The sequence below is a fragment of the Saccharopolyspora kobensis genome, assembly GCF_900108315.1.
Taxonomy (GTDB): domain Bacteria; phylum Actinomycetota; class Actinomycetes; order Mycobacteriales; family Pseudonocardiaceae; genus Saccharopolyspora; species Saccharopolyspora kobensis.
In genome coordinates this window covers 302,494-315,984 of the sequence record NZ_FNVB01000004.1, presented here as the reverse complement: position 1 = coordinate 315,984, position 13,491 = coordinate 302,494, and the positions used below count along the sequence as shown (strand labels likewise).

Below are 13,491 nucleotides of genomic sequence, written 5' to 3'. Positions count from 1 at the left end.
TGCACAAGAACGGGATCCCGCGGTCCATGCGGCGTCTGAGGTTCCGCCACCGGCACCGCCGCGCAAAAGGAGCAGAGAAGCCGCAGTGGAAGAATGCGCCACATGCGCGTGCTCATCCTCGGCGGCACCGGCGAAGCCCGAGCGCTCGCCGGACGGCTCCACGAGCGGCCCGACCTGCACGTGACGTCGTCGCTGGCCGGCCGGGTCCGGGAGCCGCAGCTGCCACCCGGCGACGTGCGCGTCGGCGGGTTCGGCGGACCGGACGGGCTGGCCGACTGGCTCCGGCGGGAGCGCGTCCGCGCGGTCGTGGACGCCACCCACCCGTTCGCCCGGACGATCAGCGACAACGCCGTGGCAGCGGCGCAGCGCGCGGGGTGCCCGCTGCTGGTGCTGCGCCGTCCCGCCTGGGAACCGGAGAGCGGCGACGACTGGCGACCGGTGCCTTCGATGGCCGCTGCCGCCGAGCTGCTGCCGGAGCTGGGCGAACGGATCTTCCTCACCACCGGCAGGCAGGGCCTCGCCCACTTCGCCGGGCTCGACCTCCGGTTCCTGGTCCGCACCGTCGATCCACCGGAACCACCGCTGCCCCCGCGCACCACGGTGCTGCTCGCGCGCGGCCCGTTCACCGTCCACGACGAGCTCGCGCTGCTGCGGGAGCACCGCATCGAGGTGCTGGTCAGCAAGAACAGCGGCGGTTCGATGACCAGCGCGAAGCTCACCGCGGCCCGCGAGCTGGGGCTGCCGGTGGTGATGGTGCAGCGCCCGCCCCGGCCCGACGTGCCGTCGGCCGGGACCGTCGAGCAGGCCGTGGCCTGGCTCGATGCCGTGCCGCGCGATCACGCCGGGTAGCGCCTCGGCGTGAACACGACCTCGCGGCCGTCGGCGCCCGCGGTGATGCGCGTGGTCGAGGACCCGATCAGCAGCAGGCATCGCATGTCCACATCGGACTGATCGAGATCGGCGAGGCGCACCGTCCTGATGCTCTCCTCCGGGCCGCCGACGTCCCGCCCGATGACCACCGGCGTGTCCGGCGACCGGTGCTCCAGGACGGCGTCCCGCGCGGCCGCGACCTGCCAGGTCCGGCTGCGCGAGGCGGGGTTGTAGATCGCCATCGCCAGGTCGGCCGCCGCGGCGGCCCGCAGGCGCTCGACGATCACCTCCCACGGCTTGAGCCGGTCGGACAGCGACAGCACGCAGAAGTCGTGCCCCAGCGGCGCGCCGACGCGGCTGGCCACCGCCTGCGCCGCGGTCATCCCGGGCAGCACCCGCACCGGCACGTCCGAGCGCTCCGCCGCGACCTCCAGCACCGCGCTGGCCATCGCGAACACGCCCGGATCCCCGGACGAGACCACGGCGACCTTCGAGCCGCGCCGCGCCAGCTCCAGCGCGAACTCCGCCCGCTCGGCCTCGACGCGGTTGTCCGACGCGTGCTTGCGCTGCCGCGGGTTGTCCGGAACCCGCGCGAGGTACGTGGTGTAGCCGACCAGGTCGTCGGCCTCGGCGAGCGCCGCCTGCACTTCCGGCGTCACCCACTCGCGCCCGCCGGGCCCGAGCCCGACCACCACGACCTCACCCCCACCTGCACCTCCAGCGCCCGGCGTCGATTCCGCGCGAAACCGACCGTCACCCGGGCGAACCGCGGCGTTGGCCGGGCCGGGGAGCAGGGCGAGGGAGAAGTACGGGACGGTGTCCGGGTCGACGTCGGCCAGCGGCAGGTGGCGCTGGCGGTCGGTGGTGGCGCGCTCGACGTACCAGGCCTCGTCGAGTCGGCCCGCCTTCTCGAACGCCTCGCGCACGCCGTCGAAGGTGCGGCCCAGCTTGAGCACCGCCGCCGCGTCGGTGGCGGCGAGCCGCTCCGCGAGGACGTCCGGCGGGAGCGTGCCCGGCAGCACGGTGAAGGTCTCGTCGCGCTCGGCCAGCGGCCGTCCCAACGCCGCCGAAGCGCCGCTGATCGAGGTGATGCCGGGGATCACCTCGGCCCGGAAGCGCCCGGACAGCCGTTTGTGCATGTGCATGTAGGAGCCGTAGAAGAGCGGGTCGCCCTCGGCGAGCAGGACGACGTCCCGGCCCGCGGACAGGTGCGCGGCGAGCCTGGCCGCGCAGTCCTCGTAGAACTCGTCGATGGCGCCCTGGTAACCGCCCGGGTGGTCGGTGGTCTCGGTGGTCACCGGGTAGACCAGCGCTTCCTCGATCTGCCCCGGCCGCAGGTAGGGCTCGGCGATGGATCGCGCGATGCTCCTGCCGTGGCGGGCGCTGTGGTAGGCGATCACCTCGGCGCGCTCGATCAGCCGGGCGGCCTTGACCGTCACCAGTTCCGGGTCGCCGGGGCCGAGGCCAACGCCGTAAAGCGTGCCGTTGCTGCTCACTCTTCCTCGCTCGCGATCGCGTTGATGGCGGCAACCGCCATGGCGCTGCCGCCGCGGCGACCGCGCACCACCAGGTGCTCCAAGCCGCTCGGGTGCTCGGCCAGCGCGTCCTTCGACTCCGCCGCGCCGATGAAGCCGACGGGCAGGCCCAGCACCGCGGCGGGCTTCGGGGCGCCGTCCTCGATCATCTCCAGCAGCCGGAACAGCGCCGTCGGCGCGTTGCCGATCGCGACGACGGAGCCGGCCAGCCGGCCGCGCCACAGCTCCAGGGCCGCCGCGCTGCGCGTCGTGCCCAGCTCGCGGGCCAGCGATGGCACCTGCTCGTCGGACAGGGTGCAGATCACCGGGTTGTCCGCGGGCAGGCGGCGCCGGGTCACTCCGGCGGCGACCATCGCGGCGTCGCACAGGATCGGCGCACCGCGGTGCAGCGCCTCGCGCGCGTTGATCACCACGTCCGGGGAGAACGCGAGGTCGTCGACCAGGTCGACCATTCCGCAGGCGTGGATCATCCGCACCGCCACGCCGGCGACCTCCGGCGGCAGGCCGTCCAGCCGGGCTTCCGCGCGGATCGTGGCGAAGGAGCGGCGGTAGATCTCCGCGCCTTCCCGGACGTATTCGGGCACCCCGCGGTAGCGGGCAGCGTTCTCGTTCACACATTCCTCCGTGCCGCGCCGAGCGCGGCGGATACCTGGTCCACATCGACCGCCGAGGTCCACGTCGCGCCGTCGAGACCGACCTCGTAGCCGGCGCCGGTGGCCAGCACTTCCACGACGCGTCCCGGCGGTCGGCCGCAGCGCCGCCCGCATCCCGACCAGTGCACCGGCAGGGCACCGGCCGGTGCCGCGCGCCGGGCGTCCTCCCGGACGTCGGCCAGCGACTTCGCGCACCCGGGACGACCGGCGCACGTGGTCACACCGACCCCGTCCGAAGCGGGGTCCACGAGCAGTCCGCGAGCGCCGAGCTCCGGCAACCACCGATCGGCTTCGTCCGGTCGCACGCCGGGCAGGACGACGGTCCGCCACGGCGTCAGGCGCAGCTCGCCCGCGGCCTCGGACGCGGCGGTGATGATATCCACCTGCTCCGGGGTCAACCGGCCCAGTGGCGCTCCGGCCACCGCGGAGACCGTCCCGTCAGGCCGGAGCACGCGTCCGACCTGCGCATGCGTTGGCGGGACCGCGGGCGCCGGCGCGGGCGCGGCGGTCGCGCCCAGCCGTTCGGCGATCCGCCGTGCGCCGCCGTCGAGTTCGGCCAGCCGCCATGCCGAGCAGCCCTGCGCCGCTTTCTCCGCCAGGAAGGCCTCCGCCGCGGTGATGGCGGCTGCGGCGGCCTGCCGCAGGGGCGCGCGGATCCCGGAGTCCACGTCGGCGAGCAGCAGCGCCGCGGTGTCCGCGGTCAGCGCGCGCAGCCCGACATCGGCACCGAGCGAGCTGACGTCCCCGCTGCCGTCGTCGACCGCGAACAGGAACCGCCCCGGCAGCTCGGCCAGGGCCGGGTCGGCGCAGAGCGCCTCGTCGAGCTCGGCCGCCACCGCCCGCACGTCGATCAGCTCGCGGCCGTCCGCGGAGGGCGAGCCGATGATGTTGCGGACCCGCTCGTGCGTCGCCGAGGGCAGCAGCCCGGCTCCGCGCAGCCGCGCGGCCAGTTCCTGCTCCGCTCCCGCCGGCAGGCCTCGGACCTGCACGTTCGCCCGGGAGGTGAGCTCCAGTCCGCCGTCGCCCAGCGCCGCGGACTCGGCGAGCGCGCGGACCTGGGCCGGGGTGAGGGAGCCGCCGGGGACGCGGATGCGGGCCAATCCGCCGTCGGCGGCCTCGTGCACCCGCAACGCGCCGGGACACCCGTCCCGCTCCGGTCTGGCTCCTCGCAACACCCGGCTGATACTACGGACCGGGGTAGTTGCGGACGCAAACCCAGCCGGGTGCGACGCGCATCATGGCGGCACGTCTTGACGTAAGATCGCCTCGTTGCGGAGAGTGGTCGCAACACCCAGCGGCGACATGTGGAGGAAGCCGGTGCGAATCCGGCGCGGTCCCGCCACTGTCACCGGGGAGCGAACTCCTTGATGCCACTGTCCACATTGGACGGGAAGGTGGAGTGAGCGCTGATCCGGGAGCCAGGAGACTCCGGTCGCCGCGACCTGCCAACCGGGGCGAGGACCCCGAGAGAGGTGCCGTCATGCGCTGCGCACGCGCGCCCTGGTCCAGCGACGCCGGTCGCCGACCCGAGGAGCGACCCGCATGATCCTGCTTCTGTCCACATCGGACACCGACCTGCTCAGCGCCCGCGCCGCCGGCGCCGGGTTCCGGCTCGGCAACCCGGCCCGGCTCGGCGTGGACGACCTGCCGCCGCTGCTGGAGGGCGTCGACCTCGTCGTGGTGCGGCTGCTCGGCGGCCGCCGGGCCTGGGAAGAGGGCCTGGACGCGCTGCTGGCCGGGCCGCGGCCGGTGGTCGTGCTCGGCGGTGAGCAGGCGCCGGACGCCGAGCTGATGGAGTGCTCGACCGTCCCGGCAGGCGTGTGCGCCGAAGCACACCGCTACCTCGCGCACGGCGGCCCGGACAACCTCGCCCAGCTGCAGCGTTTCCTCTCCGACACGATCCTGCTCACCGGTCACGGCTTCGAGCCGCCCGCGGAGACCCCGACCTGGGGCGTGCTGGAGCGCACGCCGCGGCGCACCGAGGGCCCGACCGTCGCGGTGCTCTACTACCGCGCGCACCACATGGCGGGCAACACCGCCTTCGCGCACGCGCTGTGCGATGCGATCGAGGACGCGGGCGGGCAGGCCCTGCCGCTGTTCTGCGCCTCGCTGCGCACGCCGGACCCGCAGCTGATCGAGCAGCTGGGCAAGGCCGACGCGCTGGTCGTCACCGTGCTGGCCGCGGGCGGCACCAAGCCCGCCACCGCTTCGGCCGGTGGCGACGACGAGGCCTGGGACGTCGGCGCGCTCGCCGAGCTCGACATCCCGATCCTGCAGGGGCTGTGCCTGACCAGCAGCCGCGCCGCGTGGGAGGACAACGACGAAGGCCTGTCCCCGCTGGACATGGCCACCCAGGTGGCGGTGCCGGAGTTCGACGGCAGGCTGATCACCGTGCCGTTCTCGTTCAAGGAGAACGACGCCGAAGGACTGCCGGTCTACGTCGCCGACCCCGAGCGCGCGGCCCGCGTCGCCGGCATCGCGGTCCGGCACGGCCGGCTCCGGCACGTCGCGCCGCAGGACAAGCGCCTTGCGCTGATGCTGTCGGCCTACCCGACCAAGCACTCCCGGATCGGCAACGCGGTCGGCCTCGACACCCCGGTCAGCGCGGTCCGCCTGCTGCGGGCGCTGCGCGAGCAGGGCTACGACATCGGCCCGGCGGACGGCCCCGACGCGCTGCCCGGTGTCGCCGGGCAGGACGGCGACGCGCTGATCCACGCGCTGATCGCCGCCGGTGGCCAGGACCGCGACTGGCTGTCCGAGGAGCAGCTGAGCGGCAACCCGGTCCGCATCCCCGCCCGCCGGTACGCGGAGTGGTTCGCGACGCTGCCCGAGGACCTGCGCGGCTCGATCGAGCAGCACTGGGGAGCGCCGCCCGGCGAGCTGTTCGTGGACCGCTCGCAGGACCCGGACGGCGAGATCGTGCTCGCCGCCGTCCGCGCGGGCAACGTCGTGCTGATGGTGCAGCCGCCGCGCGGTTTCGGCGAGAACCCGATCGCGATCTACCACGACCCGGACCTGCCGCCGAGCCACCACTACCTGGCCGCCTACCGCTGGCTGATCGACGAGTTCGGCGCGCACGCCATGGTGCACCTGGGCAAGCACGGCAACCTCGAATGGCTGCCGGGCAAGACCGCGGGCATGTCCGCCTCCTGCGCCCCGGACGCGGCGCTGGCCGACCTGCCGCTGATCTACCCGTTCCTGGTCAACGACCCCGGCGAGGGCACGCAGGCCAAGCGCCGGGTGCACGCCACCCTGGTCGACCACCTGGTGCCGCCGATGGCCCGCGCGGAGAGCTACGGCGACATCGCGCGGCTGGAGCAGCTGCTGGACGAGCACGCCAACATCTCCGCGATGGACCCGGCGAAGCTGCCCGCGATCCGCAGCCAGATCTGGACGCTGATGCAGGCCGCCAAGCTGGACCACGACCTCGGGCTGGACGAGCGGCCGCACGACGCGGAGTTCGACGACATGCTGCTGCACGTCGACGGCTGGCTGTGCGAGGTCAAGGACGCCCAGATCCGCGACGGCCTGCACGTGCTCGGCGACGCGCCGACCGGCGAGGCCAGGGTCAACCTGGTGCTCGCGATGCTGCGGGCCCGGCAGATGTGGAGCGGGCAGAGCGCCGCGCTGCCCGGCCTGCGCGAAGCGCTCGGGCTCGCCGAGGACGGCAGCGCGGCCCGCGAGCAGGTCGACGACGTCGAGACCCGCGCGCACGCCCTGGTCCAGGGCATGGAGGACCGCGGTTGGGAGGTCGCTGCCGTTCCGGCGGTGTGCCGGGAGGTCCTCGGCGAGGACAACGACGCCGTCGTGGCGGTGCTGGGGTTCGCCGCGACCGAGGTGGTGCCGCGGCTCGCGGCCACCACCGACGAGATGAGCGCGACGCTGCACGCCCTCGAAGGCGGTTACGTGCCCGCCGGTCCGAGCGGATCGCCGCTGCGCGGGCTGGTCAACGTGCTGCCCACCGGACGCAACTTCTACTCCGTCGACCCGAAGGCGGTGCCCAGCCGCTTGGCGTGGGAAACCGGTTGGGCCATCGCGGAATCCCTGCTCGACCGCTACCGCGCCGACACCGGCGAGTGGCCGCGCTCGGTCGGGCTGTCGGTCTGGGGCACCAGCGCGATGCGCACCTCCGGTGACGACATCGCCGAGGTGCTGGCGCTGCTGGGCGTCCGGCCGACCTGGGACGAGGCCTCGCGGCGCGTCAACGGGCTGGAGGTGATCCCGCTCGACGAGCTGGCCCGCCCGCGCATCGACGTCACCGTCCGCATCAGCGGCTTCTTCCGGGACGCCTTCCCGCACGTGGTCGCCCTGCTCGACGACGCCGTGCGGCTGGTCGCTGCCCTCGACGAGCCGGACGAGCAGAACTTCGTGCGCGCGCACGCGCGGGCCGACCTCGCCGAGCACGGCGACGAACGCCGCGCCACCATGCGGATCTTCGGCTCCAAGCCGGGCGCGTACGGCGCCGGGATCCTGCCGCTCATCGACAGCCGGAACTGGCGCGACGACGCCGACCTGGCCGAGGTGTACGCGGTGTGGGGCGGTTTCGCCTACGGCCGCGAACTCGACGGCGCACCGGCCCGCGCGGACATGGAGAGCGCCTACAAGCGGATCTCGGTGGCGGCGAAGAACACCGACACCCGCGAGCACGACATCGCCGACTCCGACGACTACTTCCAGTACCACGGCGGCATGATCGCCACCGTCCGCGCGCTGACCGGCAAGGCCCCGGCGGCCTACATCGGCGACAGCACCCGCCCGGACTCCATCCGCACCCGGTCGCTGACCGAGGAGACCTCGCGGGTGTTCCGGGCCCGCGTGGTCAACCCGCGGTGGCTGGCGGCGATGCGGCGGCACGGCTACAAGGGCGCCTTCGAGCTCGCGGCGACGGTGGACTACCTGTTCGGCTACGACGCGACGACCGGCGTGGTGGCCGACTGGATGTACGAGAAGCTGGCCGAGACCTACGTGCTGGACGAGGAGAACCAGAAGTTCCTCACCGAGTCCAACCCGTGGGCGCTGCACGGCATCACCGAGCGCCTGCTGGAGGCGGCCAACCGCGAGATGTGGCAGGAGCCGGACCCGAACACCCTGCAGGCCCTCCAGGAGGTCTACCTGCAGACCGAGGGCGACCTGGAGGACGGCCCCCAGCGCTGAACCTCGCGCGCTGCGCGAAACCCGACGGTTTCGTGCAGCGCGCTTTTCAGATTCCCCTCCGCGCGCGGAAGGATTTCCGGCTCCGGTCGCTCCTGCGTCACCCGGCGTTCGCATCCCGGAACAACACTCACATCGGCCGTTGCCCGGTGTCACGTTGCTCGGATGCAGGCATGGCGCTTCCTCAGCGGCCATCCACCTCTTCCAAGGAGCCGCAGCCCCATGTCCAACGCCCGCTCGCGGATCAGCCGTCCTCGACGGCACCGACTGGTCACCGCGATCTCCGCAGGACTCGTCCTGACTTCGGCGGTGCCCGCCGCGGCGGACGGCTCGGCGCCCGATCCCGTCCCGGTGCAGCTGCTGTCCATCACCGACTTCCACGGCTACTTCGGCGACTACACCACGACGGTGCCGGGCGCCCACGCCGGTGACGCGCCCCAGACCGTCGGCGGCGGCGCCTACCTGGCAGCCCACCTGGACCGGCTCCGCGACCGGGCCGCCCTGCCCGAGGCGAACTCGATCCTGTTCTCGGCCGGTGACGACTTCTCCGGATGGCCCGGCGAGACCGCGTACTTCTGGAACGAGCCGACGATCGAGTACCTCAACCACATCGGCCTGCGGTTCTCGACGATCGGCAACCACGAGCTGGACCGCGACCTCGACTACCTGCGCCACATGGTCGACGGCACCTGCGAGGGCCGCCCCGACGGCGACCTCTGCTTCACCGACTCCACCGGCGAGGAGTTCGCCGGAGCCGACTTCGACTACTACTCCGCGAACGTCGTCGACGGCGCGACCGGCGAGCTGATCGCGAAGCCGTACCACGTCGAGCAGGTCGACGACGGGCGCGGCGGAACGCTGCCCGTGGGCTTCATCCACGCGACCACGAGCGGCACGCCCGACGAGGGGCTCTCGTACTGGCCGTCCGACCAGCTGCGCTTCGAGCCGGAAGTCGCGGCGATCAACCGGTACGCCGCCGAGCTCCAGGCCCAAGGCGTGCAGGCCGTCGTCGCCACCGTCCACGAGGGGTTCTCGCAGGCCGGTGACTTCTACAACGACTGCACGAATCCATCCGGGCCGGTGGTCGAGATGAACGAGCAGATCTCGCCCGCCGTCGACGCCATCATCACCGGGCACTGGCACGCCCTCGGCAACTGCACGTTGCCCGACCCGGCGGGCGATCCCCGCCCGGTCGTCGAGGCCGCCAACCACGGCCGCCTCATCAGCGAGATCAACCTCCAGCTGGACCCCGCGACCGGTGACGTCCTGCGCGACCGGACCACCTCCACCAACCACGCCAACACCCGCACCGTGACCCCGGACCCCGAGGTCCTCCGGATGGCCCGGTACTGGCGCGACCGCTTGGAGCAGCGCAAGAACGAGCCCGTCACCGACATCGCCGGTGACCTCACCCGCACGTCCGCCGACGCGGAGGAGTCGAGCCTCGGCAACGCCACCGCCGACGCGTTCCGGTGGGCGGCGCGGCGGGACGGCGGCGCCGACATCGTGATCGTCATGCCGAACACGCTGCTGCGCGACGTCGACCACGCCCCGACCGCCGGCAATCCCGCCGACGCTCCCGGCCGCGTGCTCTTCGGCGAGCTGATGTTCGGTGTGATCCACGAGAAGGGCGGCTTCGGGGCAGCCCTCACGAGCGGTGAGCTGACCGGCCGCGAACTCGCCCAGCTGCTGGAGAGCCAGTGGCAGCGGGCCGACGACGGCTCCACCACCTTCCAGCCGCTGGCCGTCTCGAGCAACGTCGAGTACCGATACGACCCGGCGGCACCTGTCGGCGAGCGCATCGCCTTCGGGCAGGTCCGCATCGACGGCAAGCCGCTCAAGCCCAACGCCACCTACCGGGTCGCGACGCTGTCCAAGGACTTCGCGCCCCAGCGCGCCGTCCCGGGGTTCACCGCCCTGTTCAACGCCCGCGACCAGCACCGGACGGCCTACTCCGGCCCCGACGCGCTGGCCGGGTACCTGCGCGCGCAGGCGCCGCTCGCCCCTCCGGCGCTCGACCGGGTCCGGGCGAAGTAGCTCGCTCGCGCCGCGCGGGCACCCAGCGTCCGCGCGGCGCGGACGGGAACTACCGGCGCGCTTCGGGTGCCAGGTCGGCGACCGGGCCGATGACGATGGTCGCCGGCGGCTTGATGCCCGCTTCGCTGATCGCCTCGGCGACCTCGCCCAACGTCGTGCGGAGCGTCTTCTGGTTGCGCGTGGTGCCTTCCTGGACCACCGCGACCGCGGTCTTCGGGTCGCGGCCGTGCTCGGTCAGGACCGCCGCGAACTCCGCGATCCGCTTGACGCCCATCATCAGCACGATGGTTCCGCGCAACCGCCCGAGCGCGGGCCAGTCCACGAGCGACTGCTCGTCGTGCGGGCCGACGTGGCCGGACACCACCACGACCTCGTGCGCGACACCGCGGTGCGTCACCGGCACGTCGGCCGCCGACGGCGCCGCGAAAGCGCTGGTGATCCCGGGGACCGCGGTCACGGCGACGCCCGCTTCGACGCAGGCCAGCAGCTCCTCGAAACCCCGCCCGAACAGGTACGGGTCACCGCCCTTGAGCCGCACCACGAACTTGCCCGCCTTGGCGTGCTCGATCAGCAGCGAGTTGATGACGTCCTGGTTCGCCGCGCGCCCGTAGGGGATCTTCGAGGCGTCCACCACCTCCACGTGCGGGCCGAGTTCTTCGAGCAGCTCGCGCGGCGCCAGCCGATCGGTGATCACCACGTCCGCGCGGCCCAGGAGCTGGCGGCCGCGAACGGTGATCAAGTCCGGGTCGCCGGGGCCGCCGCCCACCAGCGCCACACCGGCCGCGGGCGGCTCGGAGTTCTCGTCGACCACGCCGGTCCGCAGCGCCTCCACGAGCGCGTCGCGCACCGCGGCCGAGCGCCGGTGCTCACCGCCCGCCAGCACGCCGAGCAGCAGCCCGCCGTGCTGCGCGACCGCCGGGGTGACCGCGGTTCCCCCGGACGCGTCGTCGGCCCGCACGCAGAAGACGCGGCGCTCCTCGGCCTCCGCCGCGACCGCCGCGTTCACCTCGCTGCCGGTCGCGCACGCCACCGCGTACCAAGCGCCTTCCAGGTCACCGGCGGCGTAGGGGCGCCGGTGCCAGGTCAGCTCGCCCGCGGCCGCCATCGCCTCGACCGCCGGCGTCGCCTCGGGCGCGATGACCTCCACCCGCGCACCGGAGTTGATCAGCCGTGGCACCCGGCGCTGCGCGACGGTGCCCGCGCCGACGACCACCACCCGCTTCCCGGTGAGGTCCAGACCCGCGAAGTAGTGGTGCTCAAGGTGCTTGGTCATGCAGCCCGCCTCTCCGCGATCTTCAGTGGTGGTTGCGTCCGGGATCGAACTCGCGTTTCGCGGTTTCTTGTGGCTGGGTTGCATCACGGTCCCCTTTGGTGCAGTTGAGCAGGACCCGGGTTGACACGAGGGGGGTCGTGTCCGTGGTCCATGTCGTGCTTCGCCCCGGCGCGCCGGGGCCCGGTGCTCGAGGTGCGTGGTCGGCCACATCGTCGTGGCTCACGATCACCGCCTGACCGCACGGCGCCGGCAGGCGCGGCTCGTGGTCGCCGGTCACGCGAGGCGCGGCGTCCGCCAGAGCGCGGTTGGCGACCATCCTGCCATGAAAGCGGCCGGGATCAGACAGCCGAACAGCGCCTGCGGCGCGCAACACGTCACCTGCTCCCGGAGCTCGACCGTCCATCGTGGACGAACGGGGCGTTTCCCGACACCACCGGCCAGACCCGGTGACGCCGGTCACCCCGCCCGGCGACGTCCGGGCCGGAACCGCGAAGTCCCGGAGCAGCGGATCGCGGCTCCATCCGGAACCGTGTCGTCTCCGCCCCCGGCGGGTACTCCGGATGGATGAACATCGGCCTTTCGCGGTGCGAGGAGCGCGCGCATGCTGGGGCTACGGCGACCTGAAGGGCCTGCACCAGCGGGCTGACGGGGACCAGGAGGCGACCATGAACGAGACCCACACCATCACGTTGAACCTGCAGGTGGTGGAGGCCGGCGCGAAGACCACCGCCGACGTCGGCTTCACCACCCCGTCCGGCCAGGCGCTGCACGGCCACGGAACCGCGCGACGCCACCCGGACGATCCGGAGGTACCGCAGATCGGCGACGAGATCGCGATCGCCCGCGCCCTGTTCGAACTGGCGCACAAGTTGCTGGACAACGCGGCGACGGACATCGGCGAACGCCTGCACCGCCGAGTGCACCTCCCCGCCTGACGCGCGGCGGCCCGGCCGCACGCTCCCGGCTGGACCGCCCGTCGATTTCGCGCGAAACCGCTTCCGCGACTCCGTTTCCGCTGGTGGCGACCCGTGAGCGCTTTGGGGCGCTATGGCACCCCAAAACGCTCACGGGACAAGCGGAAACGGAGTCTCAGGTGTGGATCTTGAGGACTTCCCGGACCGCTTCGGCGGCCTGGCGGGCGACCCGCGCGTCCAGGCCCGGGCGGGCCCGGACGCGCAGCGGGGCCGGTCCGAGGCGCGGCAGGTCTTCGCGCACCACCAGGCCCTCCAGCCTCGGCTTCACCGAGGGCAGCAGCGCCACGCCGAGCCCCGACCGCACCGCCGCGAGCACTCCGGCCAGGTCGGCCGCCTCGCACACCAGGTCCGGCTGCCTGCCGAGCCCGGCCACCGCGCCGACCGCGAGCCGCCGCGTCACGCACGGCTCGTCGAAGACGACCATCGGGAGCGGTTCGTCGGGAGTCGGCGGTTCCCAGTCCGGCGCGGCGAACCACTCCAGCTCGAACTGCCCGGCTTCGCGGTTGCGCCCGCCGTCGAAGTAGTCGATCAGCAGCGCGATGTCGATGCTGCCGCGGTCGACGGCGTCCGCCAGCCGGGCCGTGCGGTCGAGCCGGAACCGCACCTCCCACGACGGGAAGGCCGCGCGGAGCCGGGTGGCCAGTTCCGGGAGCAACCGGTCGGCCGCGTGCTCGGTGGAGCCGAAGACGAGCGCGCGCGGCTCTTCGGCGCCGAGCCTGCGCAGCGCCGAGTCGTGCACTTCGAGAATGCGCCGGGCCTCGGCCAGCAGCAGTTCGCCCGCCGCGGTGAACCGCGCCTGCCGCCCTTCCCGCGCCACCAGCTTCCGGTCCACCACCCGTTCCAGCTTGCGCACGTGCTGGCTGACCGCGGACTGCGTCAGCGACAGCGCGGTGGCGGCCCGGTGGAACCCGCCGCAGTCGGCCACCGCGACCAGGCTCCGCAACGCGACCACGTCCAGCACAGCGCTCATGCCCATCACGATAACCGATCAGCGAATG

At 73.3% G+C, this 13,491-nt stretch carries 9 protein-coding genes and 1 riboswitch; of the genes, 4 read left to right on the top strand and 5 right to left on the bottom strand.

All coding sequences use genetic code 11. The features are described 5' to 3' along the window. Positions 1-102 precede the first annotated feature (102 nt). The gene (locus C4T78_RS14290; RefSeq protein ID WP_218161405.1) at positions 103-849 is read left to right on the top strand and encodes a cobalt-precorrin-6A reductase; all 747 of its coding nucleotides are present in this window, start codon (positions 103-105) and stop codon (positions 847-849) included. Here the strand turns inward: C4T78_RS14290 and C4T78_RS14285 are convergent. From C4T78_RS14285 to C4T78_RS14275, 3 genes are read right to left on the bottom strand one after another with little or no spacing between them, the layout of a single operon-like run. Next, the gene (locus C4T78_RS14285; protein WP_093344710.1) at positions 837-2,366 is read right to left on the bottom strand and encodes a precorrin-2 C(20)-methyltransferase; all 1,530 of its coding nucleotides are present in this window, start codon (positions 2,364-2,366) and stop codon (positions 837-839) included. The two genes, C4T78_RS14290 and C4T78_RS14285, sit on opposite strands and share 13 nt — an antisense overlap. After that, positions 2,363-2,989: a precorrin-8X methylmutase gene (locus tag C4T78_RS14280; RefSeq protein ID WP_093348139.1), complete on the bottom strand. Its 627-nt coding sequence runs from the start codon at positions 2,987-2,989 to the stop codon at positions 2,363-2,365. The genes C4T78_RS14285 and C4T78_RS14280 overlap by 4 nt, the downstream gene beginning before the upstream one ends. Positions 2,990-3,015: 26 nt before the next feature. After that, the gene (locus C4T78_RS14275; RefSeq protein WP_093344708.1) at positions 3,016-4,233 is read right to left on the bottom strand and encodes a ferredoxin-like domain-containing protein; all 1,218 of its coding nucleotides are present in this window, start codon (positions 4,231-4,233) and stop codon (positions 3,016-3,018) included. An 86-nt stretch (positions 4,234-4,319) separates the two neighbouring features. Further along, a riboswitch (cobalamin riboswitch) is annotated at positions 4,320-4,506 on the top strand. 94 nt (positions 4,507-4,600) lie between these two features. On the opposite strand from C4T78_RS14275, the gene cobN reads away from it, so the two are divergent. Further along, on the top strand, positions 4,601-8,212 hold the full coding sequence (gene cobN / locus C4T78_RS14270; RefSeq protein ID WP_093344705.1) for a cobaltochelatase subunit CobN: 3,612 nt from the start codon (positions 4,601-4,603) through the stop codon (positions 8,210-8,212). Positions 8,213-8,431: 219 nt separating this feature from the next. Next, positions 8,432-10,246, top strand: coding sequence for a bifunctional metallophosphatase/5'-nucleotidase (locus C4T78_RS14265; protein WP_093344702.1), 1,815 nt, complete (start codon positions 8,432-8,434; stop codon positions 10,244-10,246). Positions 10,247-10,295: 49 nt separating this feature from the next. On the opposite strand, the gene cobA is transcribed toward C4T78_RS14265, so the two are convergent. Then, complete coding sequence (gene cobA, locus C4T78_RS14260; protein WP_093344700.1) at positions 10,296-11,519, bottom strand: uroporphyrinogen-III C-methyltransferase; 1,224 nt, start codon at positions 11,517-11,519, stop codon at positions 10,296-10,298. A gap of 665 nt (positions 11,520-12,184) precedes the next feature. Between cobA and C4T78_RS14255 the strand changes: the two genes are divergently transcribed. Further along, on the top strand, positions 12,185-12,454 hold the full coding sequence (locus C4T78_RS14255) for a DUF1876 domain-containing protein (RefSeq protein ID WP_093146567.1): 270 nt from the start codon (positions 12,185-12,187) through the stop codon (positions 12,452-12,454). Positions 12,455-12,608: 154 nt separating this feature from the next. Here C4T78_RS14255 and C4T78_RS14250 read toward each other — a convergent pair whose 3' ends face one another. Beyond that, the gene (locus tag C4T78_RS14250; protein ID WP_093348137.1) at positions 12,609-13,463 is read right to left on the bottom strand and encodes a LysR substrate-binding domain-containing protein; all 855 of its coding nucleotides are present in this window, start codon (positions 13,461-13,463) and stop codon (positions 12,609-12,611) included. Positions 13,464-13,491: the final 28 nt, after the last annotated feature.